Annotated in this window: 26 protein-coding genes; 14 read left to right on the forward strand and 12 right to left on the reverse strand. The window is 63.4% G+C overall.

What is annotated here, in order from left to right; genetic code table 11:
• Nucleotides 1-113: 113 nt before the first annotated feature.
• Nucleotides 114-1,316, forward strand: a complete 1,203-nt coding sequence (locus VLT15_06660; GenBank protein HSR44894.1) for a mechanosensitive ion channel family protein — start codon at nucleotides 114-116, stop codon at nucleotides 1,314-1,316.
• 76 nt (nucleotides 1,317-1,392) lie between these two features.
• A complete protein-coding gene (locus tag VLT15_06665; protein ID HSR44895.1) occupies nucleotides 1,393-2,079 on the forward strand; it encodes a DUF2461 domain-containing protein in 687 nt (228 codons plus the stop codon).
• 24 nt (nucleotides 2,080-2,103) lie between these two features.
• On the opposite strand, the gene VLT15_06670 is transcribed toward VLT15_06665, so the two are convergent.
• Nucleotides 2,104-2,673: a hypothetical protein gene (locus VLT15_06670; protein HSR44896.1), complete on the reverse strand. Its 570-nt coding sequence runs from the start codon at nucleotides 2,671-2,673 to the stop codon at nucleotides 2,104-2,106.
• A gap of 77 nt (nucleotides 2,674-2,750) precedes the next feature.
• The gene (locus tag VLT15_06675) at nucleotides 2,751-3,218 is read right to left on the reverse strand and encodes a LiaF domain-containing protein (protein HSR44897.1); all 468 of its coding nucleotides are present in this window, start codon (nucleotides 3,216-3,218) and stop codon (nucleotides 2,751-2,753) included.
• Between the two features lie 169 nt (nucleotides 3,219-3,387).
• On the opposite strand from VLT15_06675, the gene VLT15_06680 reads away from it, so the two are divergent.
• From VLT15_06680 to VLT15_06700, 5 genes are all read left to right on the forward strand, one after another.
• Nucleotides 3,388-4,497: a BMP family ABC transporter substrate-binding protein gene (locus VLT15_06680; protein HSR44898.1), complete on the forward strand. Its 1,110-nt coding sequence runs from the start codon at nucleotides 3,388-3,390 to the stop codon at nucleotides 4,495-4,497.
• A 104-nt stretch (nucleotides 4,498-4,601) separates the two neighbouring features.
• The gene (locus VLT15_06685; GenBank protein HSR44899.1) at nucleotides 4,602-6,140 is read left to right on the forward strand and encodes an ABC transporter ATP-binding protein; all 1,539 of its coding nucleotides are present in this window, start codon (nucleotides 4,602-4,604) and stop codon (nucleotides 6,138-6,140) included.
• A complete protein-coding gene (locus tag VLT15_06690) occupies nucleotides 6,137-7,255 on the forward strand; it encodes an ABC transporter permease (protein ID HSR44900.1) in 1,119 nt (372 codons plus the stop codon). The genes VLT15_06685 and VLT15_06690 overlap by 4 nt, the downstream gene beginning before the upstream one ends.
• Nucleotides 7,252-8,205 (forward strand): ABC transporter permease, encoded by a 954-nt coding sequence (locus VLT15_06695; GenBank protein HSR44901.1) that lies wholly within the window; start codon nucleotides 7,252-7,254, stop codon nucleotides 8,203-8,205. Before VLT15_06690 ends, VLT15_06695 begins: the two co-directional genes overlap by 4 nt.
• Before the next feature lie 73 nt (nucleotides 8,206-8,278).
• Complete coding sequence (locus VLT15_06700; GenBank protein HSR44902.1) at nucleotides 8,279-8,752, forward strand: nitroreductase family deazaflavin-dependent oxidoreductase; 474 nt, start codon at nucleotides 8,279-8,281, stop codon at nucleotides 8,750-8,752.
• 27 nt (nucleotides 8,753-8,779) lie between these two features.
• Here VLT15_06700 and VLT15_06705 read toward each other — a convergent pair whose 3' ends face one another.
• Entirely contained in the window at nucleotides 8,780-9,463 is a 684-nt protein-coding gene (locus tag VLT15_06705) for a hypothetical protein (GenBank protein ID HSR44903.1), read from the reverse strand.
• 103 nt (nucleotides 9,464-9,566) lie between these two features.
• Entirely contained in the window at nucleotides 9,567-10,898 is a 1,332-nt protein-coding gene (locus tag VLT15_06710) for a Glu/Leu/Phe/Val dehydrogenase (protein ID HSR44904.1), read from the reverse strand.
• A gap of 124 nt (nucleotides 10,899-11,022) precedes the next feature.
• Between VLT15_06710 and ppk2 the strand changes: the two genes are divergently transcribed.
• Nucleotides 11,023-11,844, forward strand: a complete 822-nt coding sequence (gene ppk2 / locus VLT15_06715; GenBank protein ID HSR44905.1) for a polyphosphate kinase 2 — start codon at nucleotides 11,023-11,025, stop codon at nucleotides 11,842-11,844.
• 72 nt (nucleotides 11,845-11,916) lie between these two features.
• On the opposite strand, the gene VLT15_06720 is transcribed toward ppk2, so the two are convergent.
• Complete coding sequence (locus VLT15_06720; protein HSR44906.1) at nucleotides 11,917-12,369, reverse strand: hypothetical protein; 453 nt, start codon at nucleotides 12,367-12,369, stop codon at nucleotides 11,917-11,919.
• A gap of 79 nt (nucleotides 12,370-12,448) precedes the next feature.
• On the reverse strand, nucleotides 12,449-13,915 hold the full coding sequence (locus VLT15_06725) for a CapA family protein (GenBank protein ID HSR44907.1): 1,467 nt from the start codon (nucleotides 13,913-13,915) through the stop codon (nucleotides 12,449-12,451).
• A 69-nt stretch (nucleotides 13,916-13,984) separates the two neighbouring features.
• Between VLT15_06725 and VLT15_06730 the strand changes: the two genes are divergently transcribed.
• Together VLT15_06730 and VLT15_06735 are read left to right on the forward strand one after the other, a co-directional pair.
• A complete protein-coding gene (locus tag VLT15_06730) occupies nucleotides 13,985-15,361 on the forward strand; it encodes a tryptophanase (protein HSR44908.1) in 1,377 nt (458 codons plus the stop codon).
• Nucleotides 15,362-15,451: 90 nt separating this feature from the next.
• The gene (locus tag VLT15_06735; protein HSR44909.1) at nucleotides 15,452-16,102 is read left to right on the forward strand and encodes a response regulator transcription factor; all 651 of its coding nucleotides are present in this window, start codon (nucleotides 15,452-15,454) and stop codon (nucleotides 16,100-16,102) included.
• Nucleotides 16,103-16,114: 12 nt separating this feature from the next.
• Here VLT15_06735 and VLT15_06740 read toward each other — a convergent pair whose 3' ends face one another.
• Complete coding sequence (locus VLT15_06740; protein HSR44910.1) at nucleotides 16,115-16,627, reverse strand: hypothetical protein; 513 nt, start codon at nucleotides 16,625-16,627, stop codon at nucleotides 16,115-16,117.
• 59 nt (nucleotides 16,628-16,686) lie between these two features.
• Here VLT15_06740 and VLT15_06745 point away from each other — a divergent pair, with 59 nt between their 5' ends.
• Nucleotides 16,687-17,271 carry a TetR/AcrR family transcriptional regulator gene (locus VLT15_06745; GenBank protein ID HSR44911.1) on the forward strand — a complete coding sequence of 195 codons (585 nt, stop codon included), beginning with the start codon at nucleotides 16,687-16,689 and terminating at the stop codon, nucleotides 17,269-17,271.
• A gap of 51 nt (nucleotides 17,272-17,322) precedes the next feature.
• On the opposite strand, the gene VLT15_06750 is transcribed toward VLT15_06745, so the two are convergent.
• Nucleotides 17,323-18,537 (reverse strand): acyl-CoA dehydrogenase family protein, encoded by a 1,215-nt coding sequence (locus VLT15_06750; protein ID HSR44912.1) that lies wholly within the window; start codon nucleotides 18,535-18,537, stop codon nucleotides 17,323-17,325.
• 130 nt (nucleotides 18,538-18,667) lie between these two features.
• Complete coding sequence (locus VLT15_06755) at nucleotides 18,668-18,928, reverse strand: WhiB family transcriptional regulator (protein HSR44913.1); 261 nt, start codon at nucleotides 18,926-18,928, stop codon at nucleotides 18,668-18,670.
• Nucleotides 18,929-19,046: 118 nt separating this feature from the next.
• Between VLT15_06755 and VLT15_06760 the strand changes: the two genes are divergently transcribed.
• Nucleotides 19,047-19,748: an ATP-binding cassette domain-containing protein gene (locus tag VLT15_06760; protein ID HSR44914.1), complete on the forward strand. Its 702-nt coding sequence runs from the start codon at nucleotides 19,047-19,049 to the stop codon at nucleotides 19,746-19,748.
• On the forward strand, nucleotides 19,745-20,521 hold the full coding sequence (gene fetB, locus VLT15_06765; GenBank protein HSR44915.1) for an iron export ABC transporter permease subunit FetB: 777 nt from the start codon (nucleotides 19,745-19,747) through the stop codon (nucleotides 20,519-20,521). The genes VLT15_06760 and fetB overlap by 4 nt, the downstream gene beginning before the upstream one ends.
• Here fetB and VLT15_06770 read toward each other — a convergent pair.
• Nucleotides 20,481-21,695, reverse strand: coding sequence for an MFS transporter (locus VLT15_06770; GenBank protein HSR44916.1), 1,215 nt, complete (start codon nucleotides 21,693-21,695; stop codon nucleotides 20,481-20,483). The two genes, fetB and VLT15_06770, sit on opposite strands and share 41 nt — an antisense overlap.
• A 75-nt stretch (nucleotides 21,696-21,770) precedes the next feature.
• Here VLT15_06770 and VLT15_06775 point away from each other — a divergent pair, with 75 nt between their 5' ends.
• Nucleotides 21,771-23,105 (forward strand): dipeptidase, encoded by a 1,335-nt coding sequence (locus VLT15_06775; protein HSR44917.1) that lies wholly within the window; start codon nucleotides 21,771-21,773, stop codon nucleotides 23,103-23,105.
• Between the two features lie 122 nt (nucleotides 23,106-23,227).
• On the opposite strand, the gene VLT15_06780 is transcribed toward VLT15_06775, so the two are convergent.
• Together VLT15_06780 and nucS are read right to left on the reverse strand one after the other, a co-directional pair.
• Nucleotides 23,228-23,692, reverse strand: coding sequence for a tRNA (cytidine(34)-2'-O)-methyltransferase (locus VLT15_06780; GenBank protein HSR44918.1), 465 nt, complete (start codon nucleotides 23,690-23,692; stop codon nucleotides 23,228-23,230).
• Nucleotides 23,693-23,694: 2 nt separating this feature from the next.
• Nucleotides 23,695-24,354: an endonuclease NucS gene (gene nucS, locus VLT15_06785; protein HSR44919.1), complete on the reverse strand. Its 660-nt coding sequence runs from the start codon at nucleotides 24,352-24,354 to the stop codon at nucleotides 23,695-23,697.
• Nucleotides 24,355-24,365: the final 11 nt, after the last annotated feature.

Below are 24,365 nucleotides of genomic sequence, written 5' to 3' on the forward strand. Positions count from 1 at the left end.
CAACCGGAGGGCGGCGGGCGTTCCCGCCGCCCTCCGACCATTACGCGCCGGTTGCTTTACGTCCCGGCCCGGCGTGGGTTTAGGCTTCCTGCCACGCCAACAGGAGCACGACCATGAATTCGTTCCTCGAAGACAGCCTGTGGGGCGGAATCGGCCTCGTGATAGCAGGAGCGATCGTCGCCTATCTCATCATCCGCCACGCGGCCCTGCCGGCCGTGCGAATGGTGGTGAAGCGGAGCCCCGTGACCTGGGACGATTTGCTGCTCGATCGCAGGTTGCTCCATCGGGTTGCTCTCATCTTCCCGGTCGTGGTGATCCGGGCGGGAATGCCCTCTCTGCCGCCGATGCCCGACGTCTGGGCCGACTTCACGATTCGTCTCACCGAAGCGCTCTTGATCGTGCTGGGCCTCTACGCACTCAACGGACTCTTCAAGGCGATCAACAACTATTACGTGACGCTCCCCGTGTCGGCCAGCCGGCCGATCAAGGGTTACCTCCAGGTTCTGATGATCGTGGCGTCCGCGTTCGGAGCCGTGGTAGCCGTCGCCCGCCTGGCAGATCAGTCGATCGGATTCTTCCTTGGTGGTCTCGGGGCGATGACCGCGGTCGTGCTGTTGATCTTCCAGGACACGATTCTCTCGCTGGTTGCCTCGGTGCAGTTGACCCAGAACGACATGCTGCGAGTCGGCGACTGGATCGAGATCCCGGACATCGGCGTCGACGGCGACGTAATCGACATCGCCTTGCACACCGTCAAAGTGCAGAACTGGGACAAGACGATTTCCACGGTCCCGACCCATCGGCTGATCTCAAACACGTTCCGCAACTGGCGCGGTATGTCGGAAGCAGGCGGCCGCCGGATCAAACGGGCCCTGCACATCGACGCGACGAGCGTCCGTTTCCTCGACGAAGGCGAGTTGCGGCGTTTCGGCACCTTTGAACCACTCGCCGACTACATGCGTTCGAAGACCGACGAGCTGGCCGCCTGGAATGCCGAACGGCCGGTACCTGAGGGAACCTGGGGAGACCCCAGGCGTCTCACCAATCTCGGGACATTCCGGGCGTACGTTGCCACGTATCTGCACAGACACCCCGGCCTGGCGACGGACCGAATGACCGCCCTGGTCCGTCTTCTGGGGCCGACCCCCGAAGGTGTGCCGCTGGAGATCTATGTGTTCACCGCCGACACGGACTGGATCTTGTACGAGGGGATCCAATCCGACTTGCTCGATCACCTCCTGGCGATTCTTCCCGAGTTCGGATTGAGGTTGTTCCAGGCACCGAGCGGCTCCGACGTCCGCTTTCTCAGTTCGTAGTGGCGCCGCCGGGAATCGTCCAAGGGTTCTCAACCCGTCGGGACGAACAGGGCTCGCCGGCGGGTAGGTTGGTCGAATGGGCCACAGATACTTCACCCCCAAGCTATTCGGATTCCTCCGGGACCTGAACGAGAACAACGATCGGACCTGGTTCAAAGCCCACCAATCGGACTACGAACAGTATGTTCGCGAGCCCGCACTCGACTTCATAACGGATTTCGCCGGCCCGCTCGGGAAGATTTCCGAGCACTTCGTGGCCGACTCTCGGACGGTTGGAGGTTCGCTGTTCAGGATCCAGCGCGATACGCGGTTCGGCAAGGACAAGACACCCTACAAGTCGAACACCGGCATGCAGTTTCGCCACGCCACCGCCAAGGACGCCCACGCACCCGGCTTCTACCTGCACCTCCAGCCCGGAGAGTGCTACATGGGAATGGGCCTGTGGCGTCCCGAGAGCAAGGTGGCGTATGAGGTTCGTGCGCGAATCGCGAGCGATGAAACGGGCTGGACCCGAGCCTCGAGGAGCAAGCGCTTCACCGACGTCTTTGCCCTCACCGGCGATTCGTTGATACGACCGCCGAAGGGGTTCGACGACGACCACCCCCTCATCGACGACCTCAAGCGGAAGGACTTCATCGCGTCGACGCGGTTGTCCCAGAAGCAGGTCACGTCCGATCACTTCATGGAGGACTTCACCGACTACTGCAGACGGGGAGCGCCGTTCGTGAGTTTTCTCTGCGAGGCCGTCGGAGTTCCGTTCTGAGGTCGGATATCCGACCCTGCCGGTTCAAACCGATTCGGCGAGCCAGTCCGACGATCCTGCCAGAAGGAAGAGACTGATCTCATGGGCCCGGTCGAGAGCATCACACAGCTGCTCTCGACCCATGAAGGCTTCGGACAGTGACACCTCTACGCGTCCTACGATCGTCAGGCTGCGTTGAGCGGCGTCCGTGACCGAAGCGAACGAGTCGATCGCCGATACCTCCAGCGGCAAATCAGTCGCCCCAACACCCGCCAGGTCGGTGGCGAGAACGAGCAGATCCGGCGGGTGTGGGAGCGGAGGCAGTGCCCAGTTGAAATAAAGGGGAAGCTGGTGCAGGTCTTCCGGCTCGGTGAACTCCTCTTCGAGGTCCGCCAGCTGATCGTCGAAGGCGATCACTACCCGCGGATCTACTTCGAGAGCCAGATGAAGGTCGAGCGGGCCGCCACAGGCTTCCTCCGGATGGAGAACCACTTCCCATGACTGGCGCATCGAATACGTTTCGACGAAGTGCCTTTCGTCATGCACGTGGAAGTGGTGGTCGACGGCGTGATCCTTGAGATCCGCGATGAAGCCCGGAATATCGACGGCGGCCAAACGGACTCCTTTCCTCCTGCGTCCTACAGGCTCGCAGATACGCGCCGCGAACTCAACGGGAGCTTCCCGCTGACGGTTCAGGTACGGGTCTTGTCCTTGGCCGGAGTGACCGCCACCCCGCCCATGACCGTCGAGGCTTCGACGACCAGATGCGGAGCTTCCTCGGGGACCTCGTGTTTGCGAGCGCTGTTGGCGTGGCCGCCCATGAAGGCCCACCCCTTCAACTCGACATTCCACCCACGCGGGACCCGCACTTCGACGCCTCCCATCACGGTGACCAGCTTCAGATGTGCTCCGGCCGGATCCAGAGTGGCGTGGGTCAGGTCCAACTCCATGCCGCCCATGCCGGTGATCACGGAACCGGAGCGCAGTCCGGCCGCTTTGCTCACCCAGTTGCGGCCACCCGTCATCGTGACGACCTGGAACACATCACTGTTCTCGTCACCGACATCGGGGATGAACTGCTTGACGATCTGGGCGGCGACCAGCGCGGCCAGATCGAACAACAGCGCCCATTTCAGGAACTTCCAGAATGCACGTTTCATACGATCACCTCTTCAATACAGTCTTCCAGATTGAGAGATGCTGTGTGTCGTTCGAACGGGCTCCGGGGTCATCGGATGTCTTGAGGGCCGACAAACCCCTAGGATTTGATTAGAACGGAGCCCATACCGACTTTGGCGGTATGGCTACCCGACATGGAGAGAGGAAGACATGGCAGACAAGAGATGGCGGATGCTGGCGATCTTGGTGCTGGTGTTCGCTCTCGTCGCGGCCGCATGCGGCGGGGACGACGCAACAACCACCACAGCCGGTGATTCGAGTGAGACAACGGCTCCGACGGCAAGCGAGCCGATGAAGGTCGCCTTCGTGCACGTTGGGCCCGTGGCCGACAAGGGCTGGTCGTGGGCGCACGATCAGGGCGCACAGTATATGGCCGCCAACATGAACGTCGAGCTCACGACGCTGGAGAGCATCGCCGAGGGTTCCGACTCACAGCGTGTCTTCGAGGACCTGGCCGCAGCAGGCAACCAGCTGATCTTCGGCACGTCGTTCGGCTACATGGATCCGATGCTGGCGGCTGCTGAGAACTATCCGGACACCGTGTTCATGCACGCCACCGGCTTCAAGGCGTCCGACAACATGGGCAACTACTTCGGGGCAGCCGAAGAAGGGCGCTACCTGAGCGGTATGGCCGCCGGTGCCGTGACCGAGACGAATCTGATCGGCTACGTCGCCGCTTTCCCGATCCCTGAGGTTCTGCGAGGCATCAACGCGTTCACGCTCGGTGCCCGCGAGGTCAACCCGGATGCCCAGGTACAGGTCGTGTGGACCTCCACCTGGTTTGATCCTCCCAAGGAAGGAACGGCCGCCCAGTCGCTCCTCGATGCCGGCGCCGACGTCATCGCGATGCATCAGGACTCGGCCGCTCCCGGACAGGCGGCGGACGCCGCGGGCGCGAAGTGGGTCGGGTACAACACCGACATGACCGAGTTCGCTCCCGACGCGTGGCTGACTGCGGCCATTTGGGACTGGGGCCCCTTCTATTTGAAGACCGCCCAAGAAGTAGCGGATGGAACGTGGTCGTCGAGCGCCTACTACGGAAACATGGCCGACGGCATGGTCGACATCGCCCCGTTCGGCTCCTCTGTTCCGGAGGATTCGCGCACGCTGATCAACGAGCGCAAAGCGCAGATCATCGACGGATCGTTCCAGGTGTTCTCCGACCCGATCGTCGGACAGGACGGCGCCGAGCGTCCCCTGGGAGACATCTTCGGGATGGACTACTTCGTCGAAGGTGTCATCGGCAGCCCGGCAGGCTGAGCGAACGACAGGATCTACTCGAGCTCGGGGCCCCGCTTCGGCGGGGCCCCGAGCTCGTCACAGCTTCGGCATCCGTATCTTCCACTGGCTAGTGTCAGCGGATCATGATCGATGATGCGGCCACGGGAACGCTCGCAATCGAGCTTCGCAACATTGAGAAGTCCTTCTACGGAGTCAAGGCCAACGACGCCGTGGACTTCCGCCTCCGGCGCGGCGAAGTGCACGCCCTCCTCGGCGAGAACGGGGCCGGCAAGTCGACCCTTTGTTCCATCCTCGCCGGGCTCTACCGGCCCGATGGAGGCGAGATGTTCCTCGAAGGAGCCCCGGTCGCCTTCAAGAGTCCGAAGGACGCCCTCGCCGCAGGAATAGGCATGGTCTATCAGCACTTCCGGCTGGTGGCCAATCTCACGGTGGCAGAGAATCTGGCCCTCGGTCATCCCGATCTCGGGTTCCGGATCGACCAGGCGGAACTCCAGGCGGCTGCCGGAGAACTCGGCGAAACCTACGACCTGGCGGTCGATCCGGCCGCCCGGATCTGGCAGCTGTCCGTGGGCGAACAGCAGCGGGTCGAGATCTTGAAGCTGCTCTACCGCAACGTGAAGGTGCTGATCCTCGACGAACCCACCGCAGTTCTCACTCCTCAAGAGAGCCAGGCGCTCTTCAAGACCATGCGCAAGATGGCGGAGGAAGGCCGGTCGGTGATCTTCGTTTCCCACAAGCTGCAAGAGGTCAAGCAGGTATCCGATCAAGTAACCGTGCTGCGCGGCGGCCGGATCGCCGGCGGGGCCCTCACGAAAGATGCGGAGTTGCGCGACCTCGCCCGGATGATGGTCGGTCGGGATCTCGTACTGCCGACCCGCGGAGAGAGCGCCCCTCCCGGAGAACCGGTGCTGTCGGTCAAGGATCTGCACGTAGCCGGCGATCGGGGTCTCGAAGCCGTTCGGGGCGTCAGCTTCGACGTCCGGTCCGGGGAGGTCGTGGGGATCGCCGGCGTCTCCGGCAACGGGCAACGCGAACTTGCATACGGATTGACCGGATTGCGGATTCCGGCTTCCGGAACTGTGGAACTGGCCGGCAAGGACGTGACTCATGCACCGGTTCTCGACCGATTCAATCAGGGCATCGCCTACGTGCCGCAGAGCAGGCTGGGCATGGGCCTGGCGCCGGGGCTCACAACGGAAGAGAACCTGGCTTTGAAAGCCTTCCGGAGGCCTCCCTATTCGACCCGTTTTCGACTCGTCGAGTCGGCCTTCCGGGACGAGGGTGCACGCCAGATCGAGCAATACGACGTTCGAGGGGTTCGTCCCGGCTTGCCGATCCGGCTTCTCTCGGGTGGCAACCTCCAGAAGGCGCTCGTCGCCCGGGAGGTCGAGCTCAAGCCGCTCATCTTGATCGCCCGCTCCCCGACCCGCGGACTCGACGTCGGAGCAACCGGGGCCGTTCGTGAACTGATTCTGGCCGAACGGTCTCGTGGCGCCGGCGTACTGCTCATCTCGGAGGACCTCGACGAGTTGCTGGCACTCTCGGATCGCCTGCTCGTGATCTACGAGGGCCAGATCGTGGGAAGCATGCAGGCAGATGAAGCCACGGCCGAGCGGCTCGGGCTCCTGATGGCCGGCCAACGAGAGGACACCCCCGCGTGACGACCCGCCGTCTGATCGTCGAACCACGCGGCCTGGCCTCGTCGGGCCTCAAGATCATGGTGCCAGTCGCGTCAGTATTGGCGGCACTGGTGGTCGGCGGCGTCTTCCTGGCCCTGACCGGAGAGAACCCTTTCAGCGTCTACACACACCTGGTCGATGCTGCGTTCGGAACCACCCGCGGCATCAGCGAGACTCTCATCTCCTCCACACCGCTGATCCTGACCGGCCTCGCTGCCGCCGTTGCGTTCAAGATGCTCGTCTGGAACATCGGCGGTGAGGGCCAGTTCCTGGTGGGGGCGATCTTCGCCGCCGGTGCCGCCATCTGGGTGGGGGATGGGGCATCGGCCTGGGTCGCCCTGCCGGTGATCGTCATCGCCGGGGCGGTGGGAGGGGCCGTCTGGGGGGCTATCGCCGCGGTGCCGCGCGTCTATCTGGGGACGAACGAGATCATCGTCACCCTCATGCTCAACTTCATCGCCATCAAGCTGGTGGAGTACCTGATCTTCGGCAGCAACAGCCCCTGGCGAGACCCCGAGGTGCTCACATTCCCCGAGGGACGCCCCATACCGGATGCCGCCCGATTCCCGGAGTTCTTCAACCGGCTCGACTACGGGATCTTTGTTGCCGTCGCCCTGGCAATCTTCGCCTGGTACCTCATCGACAAGACCCGGTGGGGTTTTCAGGTACGCATCGTCGGCGATTCGGCCGAAACGGCTCGTTACGCAGGTATCAGCGTGCCCCGCAAGTTCCTGGCAGTCCTGCTGCTGTCGGGGGCGTTTGCCGGCGTGGCCGGCGGGCTCTACGTTGCCGGGCCCGTGGGGGCGCTGGATCCTCGTTCGCTGGTGCTGGGCCTCGGATTCACCGGGATCATCGTTGCCGCCCTGGCACGCCTGAACCCGCTGGCGATCATTCCGGTCGCAGTGCTGATGGGAGCGCTCAACAACGCCGGCCCCTCCCTCCAGTCGATCGGAGTGCCGACGGCAACCGTGGCGATGCTGCAGGGCGCCATCCTGATCTTCGCGGTGGCCGGTGAGTTCTTCATCGCCAACCGTGTGCATCGTCCGGAGCACCGTTCCCAAGCCGATGCTCCGGCAGAGAAGGGCGGTGCGACGTGAACGACACATGGCCCATCGAACTCCTCTTCGCCGCCATGGTGCTGGGAACTCCCCTGATCTTCGCCACGATTGGTGAGATCATCGCCGAGCGGTCCGGGATCCTGAACCTGGGAGTGCAGGGCATGATGCTGGTTGGGGCCGTGTCGGCCTTCTGGGCGACCTACAACACCAACAGCCTCGTGTTCGGTCTGCTGGCCGGCCTGATCGCCGCTGCGGTTCTGTCGATTCTCCATGCGTTCACCTCGGTGACCCTGCGGGTCAGTCAGATTGTGTCCGGCCTCGCTTTGACACTGTTCGGAACCGGCCTGGCGAGCTTCTTCGGGCGCGCAGGTAGCGACCCGCTCGTGGGAAATCCGTCCAAGAAGGTATTCGACCCGATACTCACCGGGGGAATCACGGAGTGGCCGATCGTCGGACCGGTGCTCTTCGGGCACGACGTCCTGGTGTACGCCGCCTGGGTCACTGCCGGAGCGGCCAGCTACTACCTGTTCCGCACGAAGGCCGGTCTGGCCCTGAGGTCGGTCGGAGAAGACCCCGCCAGTGCTGAGGCTGCCGGCGTCAACGTTGCGCTGATCAGATATGCCCACGTTATGGTCGGCGGAGCCCTGGCGGGTATCGGTGGCGCCTACTACTCACTCAAGATCGTTCCCACCTGGCAGGATGACCCGCTCGGAGAAGCAGGCTGGATCGCCATTGCCCTGGTCATCCTGGCCAGCTGGAGACCCTGGCGAGCGATATTCGCCGCCTACCTCTTCGGAGCTGCCGAGCGAGTCCAGTTCACTCTTCAGACCCTCGGTGAGCCGTGGAGCAATGTCCCCTCGACCTTGCTGGCAATGATCCCGTTCGTTCTGGCGATAATTGCGATGATTGCGCTCACGAGCGGAAAACGAGCCAGGTTCCTCGGAGCTCCTGCCGCGCTCGGCATCCCTTACTTCCGCGAGCAACGCTGATTCGACCACCGTCGCTAGAGTCCTGTCTTCTTGTCGCCGGCACGCAGCCGGCGCGAGGTCTCGGAGCCGAATCATGAACGCCTATCAACGCTTCGTTCGATGGTGGGGACGCTACCCGTCCTTCGCATGGGTCGGGCGCACGATCATCACTCGACTCGATACGCTCGCCTACGGCAAGAGAACATCGATCACGACGATGGGGACCGACTTCCCGCTCTGCTACCTGATCACCACCGGCAGAAAGACGGGTGAACCCCGTACGACGCCTCTGTTGTTCGTCGATCACGACACCGGCGTAGTCGTGACGGGCACGAATTTCGGCGCCGGCAACCATCCGGCATGGGCCCTCAACCTCGCAGCCGAGCCGCGGGCCGAACTACTTATCGATGGGACGGAGCGCCCGGTTCGGGCCCGCCTCCTCACCGAGTTCGAGAGGCTGGCCGTGTGGCCGAAGCTGACCGGCGTTTGGCCGGGCTTCGACGACTACGTCGCTCGCTCCGGACGTACGCCGATGACATTCGTGTTGGAACCCCCGACGGGCCTCTAGCCCCGGTTCGACGGTTGGCGAAACCGGCTAGTTGGTGAAAACCTTCAGAGCAGTCTCGATCTGCGCGGCGTACCCTTCGCCTTCATCCATCGTCCGCAATCGATCGAGTATCTCCGTCAACTCGTCTTCGATTGCCTTCTCGCCCGGTCGCTCGACAACGCGGACCAATGCCGCGTAGCCCTCGGCCATGGCAGACTCCACCTCGGAGCGGCCCTCGTCGGCGGACAAGCGGGCCGCCAGGAACTCGGCTATCGCCTCCTGATAGCGGCCGAGGGCCAGCAGCGCGGCTCCGACCATCCAATGACCCCGCCCGACGGCGATCGACCCCTTGTCCAGCTCGACCGCCATCCGGACATTGGTTCGCGCCGAATCGAGAGCCTCCAGGAGGTGCCGATGGTTGGGGGTAATCCCCTCCTCGGACCAGCCGGGCCAGGCAAACGAAGACAGATTGAACGCCAGCGCCTTGGCTGCACTCAACAGCTCATACTCCCTCGGGGAATCGACGGAGAGGGATATCGCGATGGTGATACCCGATCGAGCGATCGACATCGCCTGGTCGAGATCCTTGCGCTCCCAGTAGGCCTCGTTGGCCAGGGCGCGGCAAATATCCAGCGCCTCGACCGGGTCGGGCAGCGAAACGAGGAACTCGACGAGCGCCGCCGCGTCCTTCGAGCCGGCTACTTCGCGAGCCTGGTCGATGAGTGCCTTCATGGCCCGGGAGCATACCGGGAGACAGAAGCCTTTTGCCATTGGTCCGGGAGAAGGCAACAGGGCCTCTGCCGTGGGCGGTAGGGCCAAGCCGTGACTGCGGGCCCTACGGCCAGACGCCCCGCTGCATTATCGCGGTTCTGCAACGGGACAATGCCAGAACATAGGCTGCGATCCGTAGCGTCGGTACTCGCAGCTCGGGCCCGTCGGGTCGGACCCGCCGCCAGGCTGCCTCGTAGGATTCCATCCCTTCAGACAGTTTCAAACGCTCCATCAAGATCCGCTCGGTGGCTTTCCCTACACGGTCGCGCAGCCGTGTGAGGGTTTCACCGTGATCCCATACCTGGTTCTCGAGATTCTGCGCCCATTCGAAATACCCGGCGACGATACCCCCCGAGGCTGCCAGGACATCGGGGATGAGCCGCACGCCCCTCTGGTGGAGGATTTCATCTGCCCCGGGTGTCGTCGGATAGTTGGCGGCCTCGACGACGAGCCGCGCTTCTATCCGTGCTGCGTTCTCTTCGGTTATCTGGTTCTCGAGCGCGGCCGGGATGACGATGTCGGCAGGGGCTTCGAGAATCGCACGGCGGTCCCGCTGTTCTGCCCCCGGGAACCCGCTGATGCCGCCGGTCGCCTCTCGATGTTTGGCGACCGCCTCGACGTCGAACCCGTCGCGGTTGTAGATGGATCCGGAGGTATCGGCGAGGCCCACGATCAAGGCGCCCGCCTGCTGAAAGACGTTCGCTACTCCGGATCCCACATCTCCAAAACCCTGGACAACGACCCTTGCACCCGCAAGGTTCTCAATGCCCGGAACGTATCCAAAATCGAGGGTCCGCTGCGTCGCGGCCAGCACTCCATAGGCGCCGGCGTGCCTCCGCAAAGGTGAGCCGCCGAGATCGAGGGGCTTGCCCGTGACCACGGCGAGATTGTTCTCGCCCGGGTGAAGGACCGAGTATGTGTCGTATACCCAGGCCATTGTCTGCTCTCCGGTGTACAGGTCGGGACCGAGCACATCCTTGTGAGGACCGATCGTGTCTCCGATGGCCGCCACGTAACGCCTGGTGATCCGACGTCGCTCCTCTTCGGAGAGAGTCGTCGGGTCACAGCGGACGCCGCCGTGCGCACCCCCGAAGGGAACATCGGCAACGGCGGATTTCCAGGTCATGAGCGCCGCGAGCGCCCGGCAGTCGTTCTCACAGACCGAAGGGTGAAACCGAATCCCTCCTTTGGCCGGGCCCCTTGCTGCCGAGTTCAGCGCCCGGAATCCCTTGAAAACGTGCACGTACCCGTCGTCCATCACAACCGGAATCGCCACCTGGAGCACATGGTCGGGTTCTGCGAGCCACTCCGCAGTCCCGCGCCATCCCTTCAGGTCGGATGTGAAAGGTACGGCGGACTCGAAACGAATCCGCTCCGCTTCCAGGAGTTCGATCATCTCAATTACGTTTGTAATCCAAGGGAACGGATCAAGGTAGGGCCGAAGGACGTATTCGCTCTTCACGGCAGAGGGGAGAGCTGTCGCTCTAGTGTGGAGGAATCCGGAACAGGAGTACCGACCGATGACCGTACAACCGCCGGCACCGGATCCCCCGGCAGCGAAAGACGGCAGGCTGAAGAAGAAGTATTACGAATCCGAGTTGCAGCGCCTGCAGGTTGAACTCGTCAAACTGCAGGAGTGGATCAAGGAGCGCGGCCTCAAAGTCGTTGTTCTCTTCGAGGGACGAGACGCGGCGGGCAAGGGTGGCGTGATCAAGCGCATCACCGAACGCCTGAACCCGCGCGTTGCGCGAGTGGTCGCCCTGCCGAAACCGACTGAGCGAGAGCTCTCCCAGTGGTATTTCCAGCGCTATGTAGCCCACCTTCCGGCGGCCGGCGAAATGGTCTTGTTCGACCGCAGTTGGTACAACCGGGCCGGCGTGGAACGCGTGATGGGTTTCTGCACCGAGGACGAGTACCGCGAGTTCCTGCGCTCGTGTCCCGAGTTCGAGCGCATGCTCGTCCGCTCCGGCATCATCCTGCTCAAGTACTGGTTCTCGGTCAGCGATGAAGAGCAGGAACGCCGGTTCCAAGCACGGATCGAAGATCGCACCAAGCGGTGGAAGTTCTCACCGATGGACCTCGAATCACGACGCAGGTGGCTCGAATACTCGAAGGCCAAGGATGAGATGTTCGCTCATACCGACATCAAGCAGGCGCCCTGGTTCGCGGTGAACTCGGACGACAAGCGCCGGGCGAGGCTGAACACGATAAGCCACTTGCTCGAGAGCATCCCCTACGAGGATTTGACTCCCGAGCCCATCGACTTGCCTCCGCGCGACGATTCGTTCGCCTACGTCCGCCCCCCGATGGACGATCAGACGTTCGTCCCGGAGAGGTACTAGACGGCGGGGAGGCCGGCCCGCCGGCAGTGCTCGCCCCGGTGGCGAGCGCCGGGGAGCCGGCTCCGAGTCGGCTCAGCCGAGGCCTCCAATGTCTATGTCGTAGGCCCGATAGACCAGATCTGCGCCCTTCTGGCGGTGACGGGAGACCTTTCCCAGCAGAGCCAGGGTTCTCTCGCGAATGTCCTCGGTGGCGTCCTCCAACCCGTCCATCGGCATCGCGCCCAACATATGGATGATCTCGCCGATTTGCTCGTCCAGCTCCCGGTGCTCTTTCTTCAACATCTTGACCCGGTTCGACAGGCGCGGCGCTTGATGCACCAGGTCGGCCAGAAGACCGTCTTCGCCTTCGACTTCCCGGGTGTGATCCGCCAGGGCTCCCCGCAACCGGTGAAGCTCACCGTCGACGTGCTCGCGCCAGGCGGCGCCGCGCCCGATCGGAGATGCAATCGCGAACTCCAGACCGGCGGCGGCGTCCAGCAAGACTGCCCGATGTCTCCCCGCAGCGCTCAGAGCCTCGTTGCTCACGATTTCACCTCCTTCGCCGGCTCGACTTGAGCGTACTCCCAACATGCCAGAGGGCGTGGGCGCAGTCCAGGGCCAATTGTCACCGGATGGGCGCGACCATTCCGGCGATCGATTCATCGAGCGACGAAAGCGCCCGGGCAGTCCGATTCCAAGATTGCTCGAGGGCCCATCGGGTCTGGCTATCGGGAGCGGACCCGAGCTCGACCGGGATCGGGATCACCCGGAACGAACCGCGTTCTACCTTTGTGGGAATGAACCTGATCCCGCCGACTGAGAAGCCGTCATTGCCCTCGACGACGTCGAGGATCGCGATGACCCCGTCCTGGGTGGGCAGGCTGAAGAACTGGTTCGAAATGATATTGCCCAAACCGTAGAGGACGTACTTGCCGTTGATCATCTCAACGGCTTGAACGACGTGGGCATGGTGCCCGATGATGACATCGATATCGGGGGAGTCGAGCAGGGTACGGGCCGTGCTTCGCTGTCCTCTGGTGGGCGTTGATTGATACTCGTTGCCCCAATGGAGACTGACGACGACGAACTCTGCCCCGCGAGCACGCACGGCGGCGGCATCGGCGAGGATTCTCTCCTCGTCGATCAAGTTGACGAGCCAGGGCTGATCGGCGGGCAGACGAAAACCATTCAGCCAGTAGGCATAGGCCAGATGGGCCACCCGCACCCCGTTGACGTCGTAGACCCACCAGGCCGGCTCCTGCTCATGATCTGTGGTGCCTGCACGACCGAGGCCGGCTTCCTCCAGCAGGCCGAGAGTGTCGGCAACCCCTGTGCGGCGCCGGTCGAAGGAGTGATTCGAGGCGGTAGAACAGCCTTCGTAACCCGCGTTCGCAACGGCTGCGGCTATGGCTCCCGGCGACGAGAAGACCGGATATGAAGACAGATCGGCATCGTCGGCCGAGAGAGGCGTCTCGAGATGGCACAGCCCGAGGTCGGCGGCCGAGATGATCGGTTCGATCGACGCAAACATCGGACCGAAGTCGAATCCATCGTCACCGCCGTACCTTGCCGCCTGAGCCATAACGGGAATGTGGGGAAGGATGTCGCCGGTGGCGGCGATCCGGAACGATCTCCGCTCCGACACCTCGGGCAAGTCCAGATCGGCTGCCGAGGCCAGGACGAACGCAAGGGTCGCGCGATCGATGGGCATATCAACCCGCAAGGAGTGAATCGCAGCGAGGCGCGTCGACAAAGCTCCGATCACCACGGACGCCGGCACCGAGAGAGCAGAGCAGAAGGCACCAGTGCAAGCCAGGTCCGGCACCCTGCCGAGCACCTTCGACAACCCCTCTGCGACCTCACTCCACGACGCCCGAGCCGTCGGACAGAACCGATCCGGCTCGAGCCGGTCGCATCCATCCAGCAACCCGGCTGCGACCGCCGCCTCGATGTGAGCCTCTGCCGGGTGGCCGTCGTCGTCGACGAAAGATCCTCCCGGGCCCGGCGCAGGGCTTGCAGAAGCCGCGCCGGCGGGTACCGCCAGCAAGGCCGCGATCACCGAAAGAGCGACCATCAGAGTTCGCAAATGCATGGCATACCAACGATACGCCGGCTTGGAGTCCGGGGCGTGGCAGACTCCCCTCAGAGAAGAGGAAGGTCAATGCCGTACCGCACCATCATCGAACCATTCCGCATCCACAGCACCCAGGCCATCAATCTGCCCACCCGCGAAGAGAGGGAAGAAGCGCTGGGACGCGCCGGTTTCAATCTGTTCGGACTTCATGCCGATGAAGTCATCATCGACCTGCTCACCGACTCTGGTACGGGCGCTATGTCTGCCGAGCAGTGGGCGGGGATGATGGTCGGGGACGAGTCGTACGCAGGGAGTCGCTCGTTCTACCGCTTCCTCGATGTCGTGCAAGGAATCACCGGGTTGCCGGAGATCATCCCGACGCACCAGGGAAGGGCGGCCGAGAGGATTCTGTTCTCGGTCATGGTCAAGGCGGGCGATGTCGTGCCCAACAACACACACTTCGACACGACTCGCGCCAACGTTGAATACCAGGGGGCTGAGGCCCGGGATCTGGTCATCGCCGAGGGGAAGGATCCGTCGGCCGTCCACCCGTTCAAGGGCAACATGGACCTGGAGGCACTCGAGCGGACTATCGCCGAGGTCGGCGTCGAGCGGATTCCTCTGGTGATGGTGACGGTCACGAACAACTCCGGAGGCGGTCAGCCGGTCTCGATGGAGAACCTGCGCGCAGTCCGGGACGTGTGCAGCCGTCATGGGATCCCCTTCTACCTGGACGCATGTCGATTCGCAGAGAACTCATGGTTCATCAAGCTGCGCGAACCGGGCTACGAGGACCGCACGCCGCGTGAGATCGCAGCAGAGATGTTCTCGCTGGCGGACGGATGCACGATGTCTGCCAAGAAGGACGGCCTTGCCAACATCGGTGGGTTTCTGGCGATGAGGGACCCGCAGGTGGCCGCAGCCTGCCGGAACCTGCTCATCCTCACGGAAGGCTTTCCGACTTACGGGGGTCTGGCCGGATACGACCTCGAAGCAATCGCCCAGGGCCTCGAGGAGGTCCTCGACGAGGAATACCTGCGCTACCGGATCCGGTCGACCGAGTACCTGGCGGAGAAGGTGTCGGCCGCCGGCGTTCCCATCGTCCGTCCGGCCGGCGGCCACGCGGTTTATCTCGACGCAAGGGGATTCCTTCCCCACATTCCACCCTCCCAGTACCCGGCCCAGGCCCTGGCGGTCGAGCTCTACAGGGACGGCGGTGTCCGGGGAGTCGAGATCGGATCGGTGATGTTCGGAACCGTGCACGCCGATGGAACCGAAACACCGGCCGCCATGGAACTGGTCCGACTGGCGATTCCACGGCGGACCTATACACAGAGCCATATCGACTACGTCGGCGAGGTCGTCGTCTCCGTCGCAGAGCGTGCCGAGTCGATCGGCGGATACAGAATCATCGAACAAGCACCGTGGCTCCGTCACTTCACGGCGAGATTCGAACCGGTATGAATCGAGCCGGGAGCCTGGTGTCGTGCCGGCGGCCGGGTGCACTTGTGGTCGAGTATCTCGTTAGCGGACGAGACCGTTAGCCTGCCCTCGATGACGATACGGGTAATGCTCGCCGACGACCACGCGCTCGTGCGCGGTGGACTGCGCGCGCTCCTCGAAGGCGAGCCGGACATCGAGGTAGTCGGGGAAGCGGAAACCGCGGCCGGTGCGGTTGAGCTGGCCGGAGAAACCCAGCCCGATCTCGTGGTGCTCGACGTCAACCTCCCGGACGGCTCGGGTGTCGACGCCTGCCGGCAGATCCGCGATAAGTGGGACAACATTCAGGTTGTCATGCTCACGGCGTTCGCAGACGAGCAAGCATTCGTGGATGCCGTCACGGCGGGTGCTCTCGGGTTCGTCCTGAAACGCACGAAAGCGTCGGACCTCCTATCGGCGGTACGCAAGGCGGCCGCCGGTGAGACGCTGCTCGACTCCGAGCTGAAGGACCATATCTTCTCCCGAGCCCACGCCGGGCGGGACTCCGATCCGCTTCTCGCCGAGTTGTCTCCGCAGGAACGCAAGATCCTCTCGAGGATTGCCGATGGGAAGACGAACCGAGAGATCGCCGCTGAGATGTACCTGGCTCAGAAGACGGTGAAGAACTACGTCTCGAATCTCCTGCGCAAACTGCAGATGAACAATCGCGCCGAAGCCGCTGCCTACGCGGCCAGACTGGAAGCACTCCGCGAATCGGACGACTAGCCGGTTCCGGGCTCACTCGGATTGGAGAGCCGCGCCGATCCTGTCGACAAAACCTTTGACGCTGCTCTCTGCCAGGCGATGCATGAGGACCTTGTCCAAGGCGCGACCGAGAGCTCCCAGAGGAGGTTCGTAGGTGCCGCGAAACGCCAGCTGGGTGTGGTCGGGCCCGATGGCGGCCAGAATCAGGCTCCCCTCCATCTTGGGGAAGAGGCTCGTGGCCCCGGTTGCCTCCCAGACCACCGGTACCGAGGTCTCCCCCTCCTCGGTGACGGGATCACCAACACGCATACGGACGGTCTTGGCCACCGTTGCCGGACTCTTCCCGATCGAGATACTCGCCCGCAGTTCCTCGCCGTCGCGATAGGCCGACTCTGCCCATACGCCGAAGTTGGCGAAGAAGGACCGGAAGCGCGGCGCGACGGCCGTTACCGGTTTCCCGATTTGGACGTAGTAGTAGATGAACACGATGCGACCTCGACAGCACCAAACCACCGACACTCCGATCTGACCAGGGCCGAAAGTCATGGAATCCAGGGAAACGGCGATACACGAACAGGCCGGCTACCGATTGGTAACGTGGGCGGATGACCAGTCGCCTCCCCGCACACAAGCGCCGCCAGCAGATCCTGGACGTGGCTCTTCAGGAGTTCTCGGGTGCGGGTTATCACGCAACCACGATGGACGACGTCGCTGCGTCGGCCGGAGTGACGAAGCCCGTTCTCTACCAGCATTTCAGCTCCAAGCGGGCTCTGTACATTCACCTGGTAGATGACGTCGGCAAACGCATGGCGGCGGCCATAACCAACCGGACCGCATCGGCCGAATCCCCCCGCCGGCAAGTTGAAGCCGGAATCGGCGCATACTTCGACTTCGTCGCCGAGAACCGGGAGGCATTCCTCCTGCTCTTCGAGGGCGCCGACCGCAGCGACTCGGACGTAGCGGAGGCAGTGGATCGTATCGAGGACAGCATGGCCGAACTCGTTGCCCCGCTCATTGCCGCCGGGATCGAAGCCGACCAACAGCGGGCGCTCGCCTATGGGATCGTCGGCGCAGCTGAAGCCGCCGGCCGCGCCTGGGCAACGGCGAAACTCTCCGTCGAACCGGCCAGGCTGGCGGCCGAGATCTCGGAACTGGTCTGGTCGGGTCTCAGGGGCATCTCCCCGCACTAGGCCCCGGTTGCCGGCACCGTCCAACCCGCCCGATACGGACGTCCGGTCGTCTTAAACGATCCGCATGCCGGAGATCGACCGGGCGACAACGAGACGCTGGATCTCGCTGGTACCTTCGAAGATCGTGAAGATCTTGGCATCGCGGGACCATCGTTCCACCGGGTGTTCACGAACGTAGCCCGAGCCGCCGAGAATCTGAATCGCCTCTTCGGTGGTGCGGACGGCCACCTCGCCGGCCTTCAACTTGGACATCGAACCCTCACCCGCTTCGAACGGTTTGCCGTTTCGAGCCATCCAGGCGGCCCGCCAAACCAGGAGACGGGCGGCGTCGATCTCAGTGCGCATATCGGCGAGTTTGAAAGCGATTGCCTGGTTCATGATTATCGGACGACCGAACTGCACGCGTTCCTTGGCGTACTCGAGCGCGTATTCGTAGGCAGCCCTGGCGACACCAAGAGCCTGGGCGCCGACCACGGGCCGCGAGGCTTCGAAAGTCGACATAGCTCCTTGCTTCCTGGAGCTCTTCCCCTCTCGCGCTCTGGCGAGCCGCGCGTCGAGCCTCTCCTTGCCGCCGAGGAGCATTCGACCCGGGAGCCTGACATCGTCGAGTACCACTTCGGCGGTGTGCGAAGCGCGGATCCCATGTTTCTTGAACTTCGAGCCCTGGGAGAAACCGGGCGTTCCGGGCGGAATGATGAAGCTTGCCTGACCTCTGGACCGTAGCTCGGGTTCGACGGACGCCACCACAACATGAACATCGGCGATGCCCCCGTTGGTGATCCAGGTCTTGGTCCCGTTCAATACCCATTCGTCGGTCGCCTCGTCATAGACGGCTCTGGTCCTGAGAGCGGACACGTCCGACCCGGCATCGGCTTCGCTAACGGCATAGGCAGCAACCCTCGGATCATCAGCCGTTCCGAAGCATTGCGGAACCCATTCGGCAACCTGATCCGGGGTTCCGGCCGCAGTGATGCCGGCCACGGCCAGCGTGCTCCCGAAGATGGACAGACCGATACCGGCATCGCCCCAGAACATCTCCTCGGCTACGAGCGGAAGGGTCAACCCGGTGGAGTCGCTGAAAGCATTGAAGAAGAAGTCGAATGAGTAGAGGCCGATCTTGGCCGCCTCCTGGATGATCGGCCAGGGGGTCTCCTCCCGCTCATCCCACTCTGCCGCGGCCGGACGGACAACCCGTTCCGCGAAGTCGTGTACCCACTTCTGAAGTTGAATCTGATCTTCGTTCAGCTCGAGTGAAAACTCCGCCATTGGTGCTCCCAAAATCTAGTTACCACATGGTAACTTAACTTGAGGAGTGACGGGGAACCCAGTTTCTCGGCAATACTGATGATCCCCACGCGCTTCAGCATTGCCGAGAAAAAACACCGCAGAGATCAACTCAGCTGGCCCGTCGGATCCGGACGCCCCGCTTGCGGCGCAGGAGGCGGCGCTCGCGGGAAGTCAGCCCACCCCACACGCCATCCCTTTGGCCGGTCTCAACCGCATAGGAAAGGCATTCCTCCCGCACCGGACATGCCCCACAGACTGCCTTGGCGGCGCGGACCTGGGACGGTTCTGCCTCGTTGGCCGGAAAGAACAAATCGTCAGCACGACCCGAACAGGCAGCGAGTTCACGCCATTCTGATCCGAGATCCGACAATGTCTCATGTCCGAGCACGCGCGCTCCTTCCGTAAGGTAGTGATAACGCACGCCGTGGCCGGAATGTTCCCCGGTTTCGCGAATGTTCATCTGGCCGCGCAGGCCTATGGTGCATCACATGGTGTTTGAACTCGAGGGCATCGAAGTCAACGGCGCCAACGGCCGGCAACGGTTGTCGATTGACGGGCTGCGCCTCCCATCGAACGGCATGACCGTGATCGTGGGCCCGTCGGGCGCAGGTAAATCCACACTGTTGCGCCTCTTCAACCGGCTGGAGAACCCGGACGGCGGCCTGATCCGGTTCCACGGTCGGCCGATCGGCGAGACCGACCCACTCGACCTCCGGCGCGCGGTGGGAATGGTGTTCCAGGAACCCGTCCGGTTCCCCGGAACCGTGTTCGACAACCTGAGAGAAGCCGACCCATCGATCGACGAGCGCACTGCCGAGTCGCTCCTCAAACGGACCGGCCTCGACGGTACTTTCCTGACCAGGCCGGCAGATGAACTCTCCGGAGGAGAGGCGCAGCGAATGTGCATCGCCCGCGCACTGGCGACCGGCCCCACGGTCCTCCTGATGGACGAGCCGACTTCTTCGCTCGACCCGGCGGCAACCCGCCAGATCGAAGAACAGGCTCTGGCACTGGCCGAGACGGGCGTTCCCGTCTTGTGGGTAACCCACGACACCGGGCAGATGCATCGCATCGCCTCTCACGTCATCTGCCTGATAGATGGATCCGTTGCCTATGAAGGCCCGGCAATCGACATGCCGGCTGCGCCGGACCCCCGAATAGCCGAGTTCCTCGCGGAGCGGCCGTCGTGAGCACTGCAGACGTAACGACCCTCGGTTTGACCGCCTCGCTGATCCTTGTAGTCGTGGCCATCGGAATCTCCGCTACCCAGAGGCTCGGACTCGAGCGCGACATCGTCTGGGCCACGGTCCGGTCGCTCGTGCAACTGCTGTTCGTGGGTGTCGTGCTGGCGTTCGTCATCGATCCCGGACAACCGCTGATCCTCTCATGGGCATGGGTGGCCGCCATGGTGGCCTTTGCCGGCGTCGTCATTCACCGCCGTGCCCCGGAGATACCGGGTGTGTTGTTTCTCGGAATGGTCGCCATCGGCTCAGCCGCCGCCGTCACCCTGACGGTCATCTTCGGACTGGGAGTCTTCCCTCTCGAGGGTCGCACGCTCGTGCCGCTGGCGGGGATGATGGTCGGCAACTCCATGAACGCCACCGTGCTCGCCGCCCGTCGGGTTGTCGACGAGTTGGCCGACAATCGTCCCGGGGTCGAAGCTCGCCTCGCTCTGGGGCAGTCCGCCCGGCAGGCGAGCCGCAGCTATCTGCGGTCGGCCCTCCGAACGGCCCTTACACCTCAGATCGAAACCACCAAGGCGGTGGGTCTGGTATTCCTACCGGGTGCCATGACGGGTCTCATCCTCGCGGGGGTCGACCCGATCGAAGCGGTTCGCGTCCAGGCGGCAATCATGTACCTGATACTCGGATCAGTTGCCACCACCGCGACGGTCATGACGCTCGGCATAGGCCATCGCCTCTTCACGCCGGATCACCGTCTGATTCGACTGCCGCGCTCTTGACCTCCGGATTGCCCGTGCCGGACATCCACGTAAGCAGCGCGGCAAGTGCCATGGCCGCCACGAGGCCCACCAGGGGAACCTCATAGCCTCCGGTTGCATCCCGAAGGACTCCAACGCCCGCCGGACCGGCTGCTCCGATGATCGCGGCAAACGTCCACTGGACTCCCATTATCCGGCCGTAAGCGGGACCGGAATACCACGCAGACATGACCATTGCCCGAAGCGGGAGCATCGCGCCGAAAGAGAGCCCGAAGAGAATGAAATGGGCTCCCATCTGCCAGTCGGCACCGACGGACACCGCAAGTGCCAGTGCCACCGTCACGGCAACCATTCCGGCCGCATGAACCGATGTGGGCCTTCGCCTTCCGGCGATGAACGGTGAGGCGTAGCGACCGGGCAGACTCAACGCGGAGGCCACCGCAGCCCAGACTGCCACCGAGGCCACCACAAACCCGGCCTCCTCGAACCGGGCTACCCGGTGCGTGATGATCGACTGCAGGGTGCCGAAGCTCAGCAGCATGCCGACCGTGTAGAGAACGAAACGGCGATCCGACACCAACGAGCGAAGAGAGAAGGACACGTGATCACCGTGACGAGCTTCGCCTGCACCCCCGGGCAGGAAGACCAAGGAGGTGAACCATCCGACGGCGAGGAGCAGACACCCGAGCGCCGCTGCAGCTCCTCTCCACCCGAACCAGGCCACCAGCCTTTCCGTCAGGGGAATGAAGATCGTGCCGGAGATTCCGCCGATAACCGTCAGGGTGGCGAGAGCTCGCGCCCGGTGTCGTACCGAGAACCACTGATCGACGGCGATGAACGCCGGTTCGTAATAGGTCATGGCGCCGGCCGGCCCGATCAGCAACCACCAGGCGCCGAGCACATGCCAGGGTTCTCGAGCAGCAGAGAAGGCGAGAAGCCCCAGAAAGCCGAAGGCCGACCCGATCCCGAATACCAAACGAACGCCGTGTTTGTCGGCGAACCGGCCGACCGGAAAGGCCAGCAGGCCGCCGACCAGGGCTGCACCACCGTATCCCACGGAGAGGACGGTCGTGCTGAAGTCGGTGCCTGCGGCATCCACCGTGAGGAACACCGAAAAGCCGTAGAACATGACACCGAAAGCCACCATCACCGTCGTTGCGAGAGCAACGATCGCCGGCCACGAGAATCGGTCCATGTACGCAGGCTAGGGGGAGGGGTCTTGCGATGGCTCCACGGCGGATAGCTTCCTCGGAGCCGTTAGCCTTCCGCCATGCACGAAGATCTTCGAACCGCCATCGACAACCTGTTTCCCTCTCTCCAGTCGGCGCTGGAAGACCTCGTCCGAATCCCATCGATCAGCGCACCTTCCTTTGACGCCGCGGAAGTCCGGAGGTCGGCCGAAGCGGTTGCCGACCTACTATCGGAAGCTGGATTCGAGACGGTTCGCCTGCTCGAGGTGGAGGGGGCCCACCCGGCGGTCTTCGCAGAGATTCCTGGGCCCGACGGTGCTCCAACCGTCCTGCTCTACGCACACCACGACGTGCAGCCGGTCGGGGACCCCAACGACTGGGATCGAGATCCCTTCGATCCGGTCGAAGTAGGCGGGCGCTTGTACGGGCGTGGCTCGTCCGACGACAAGGCCGGCCTCGTCGTGCATCTCGGAGCGGTGAAGGCGCACAACGGCCGTCCTCCGGTGGGTGTCAAAGTGATCGTCGAGGGCGAGGAGGAGATCGGGTCAACCCACCTGGGTGAGTTCCTGAGCAACTACCGCGATCTACTGGCAGCCGACGTCATCGTCATCGCGGATTCGGGCAACTGGCGAGTCGGTCAACCTGCGCTGACGACGTCGCTGCGCGGACTGGTCGACTGTACCGTTGAGGTCAGAACTCTCCGACATGCCGTCCACAGCGGACTCTTCGGAGGAGTGATCCCTGATGCGCTGACCGTTCTGGCCCGTCTGCTGGCCACTCTTCATGACGCGGACGGAAACGTTGCCATCCCGGGGTTGGTCTTCGGCGAGTCAGACACCCTGGATCTGACCGAGGAGGAGATGCGCAGCCAGGCGGACACGGTCGAGGGATTGGAACTGATCGGTTCGGGCCCTCTGACTTCACGCATCTGGACGCAGCCCGCGGTCGCGGTGCTGGCCATCGACGCTCCGGCGGTCGGGAACGCAGTGAATGCCCTTGTACCGGCGGCGCGCGCCAAAGTGAGTTTGCGCATCGCCCCCGGGGACAATCCGGAACATGCGATGAGCGCCCTCGTGGCCCATCTCGAACAGAACGTCGAGTGGGGAGCCGAGGTGAATGTGATACCCGGCGTGATGGGTGAAGCCTTCGCTCTCAAGACGACCGGGCGGACGAACGATGCGTTCCGCGCCGCCTTCGAAGAAGCCTGGGGTCGCGAAACGGTCAATATGGGCGTCGGCGGGTCCATACCGTTCGTAGCAGCCTTCTCGGAGACCTTCCCGAACGCGACAATCCTTCTCACCGGAGTAGCGGACCCAACAAGCAGAGCTCACGGGCCCAACGAGAGCGTTGATCTCGACGATGTGAAGAAGGGGGCTCTGGCGGAAGCAATCGCCCTGCGATTGCTCGCACGGTGAGTTTTCTCGGCAATACTGGCTACCTCTACGCGCAACAGTATTGCTGAGAAAAGGCACACCCGATTCTCGGCAATACTGTGGCTCTCCACGCGCAACAGTATTGCTGAGAAAACTCTTGGAGATCACACTCCGCCGGCGAAACCGTGCCCCTTCCATGCCTCGAACACCACGATGGCCACCGCGTTCGACAAGTTGAGGCTGCGGGAACGGGGCAACATCGGGATTCTCACTCGGCGGTCCAGCAGCCGGGACTCGAGCACGGTGTCCGGCAGTCCGTCGGACTCAGGGCCGAACAGCAACGCATCGCCCGGCCGGTAATCCACTTCCGAATAACGCCCTTCCCCGTCGCGAGTGAAGGCGATCACCCGTGCAGGAGCCACGGATTCGACGAAGTCCTCCAGTGAGGCGTGTTCCCGCACGTCCGCCCATTCCCTGTAGTCGAGACCGGCGCGCCGGAGCCTCGTGTCGTCCAGGTCGAAGCCCAGTGGATGTATCAGGTGGAGCCGTGTACCGGTGTTGGCGCACAGGCGCATGATGTTGCCGGTGTTCGGCGGGATCTCAGGCCGGAAGAGGACAACTTCGAACATGGTCAGAAGAGACGGAGCGTGTTCGATTCGGCTCCCCGCAACTCGTCGAAATCTACTTCGATGCAGGTTATCCGACGCGCTTCCGCCAGAACCTTGGCCTGCGGCGTGATCGACTGCGCGGCGAAGATCCCTCTCACGGGAGACAACCGGGCGTCGAGGTTGAGGCGCTCCAGGTAGCGAGCCAGCTGTTCGACTCCGTCGATTTCACCGCGACGCTTGATCTCGACGGCAACGGTCCCGCCGGCGGCGTCCGAGCAAAGCAGGTCGACCGGACCGATATCCGTGAAGTACTCGCGCCGGATCAGCTCCAGGCCCTCCTCCAATACACCCGGTTGGTCCGCCAGCAACTCCTGGAGATGCGCCTCGACTCCGTCCTTCTGCAGACCCGGGTCTTCACCCAGTTCCATCGTCGCGTCGGAGAGGATCTCCTCGAATCGGATTGTGAGACGTTCCCCTTTCGGGTTCGTGACGACCCACTCGTCGATGCGCTCCTCGAGGTAGTTGGGAGCATTCATCCAGTTGAGGGGTTTGTATGCCCCGCCGTCGGCGTGCACCGCAACGCACCCGTCGGCCTTGACCATTATGAGACGGATGGCCGGCGGCAGGTGTGCGTTGAGCCGCCCCTCATAATCAACACTGCATCTGGCCACGACCAATCTCACGGCCGCGAGCG

It is taken from the genome of Acidimicrobiia bacterium (assembly GCA_035471805.1).
Classification (GTDB): Bacteria; Actinomycetota; Acidimicrobiia; order Spongiisociales; family JAHEDJ01; genus JAHEDJ01.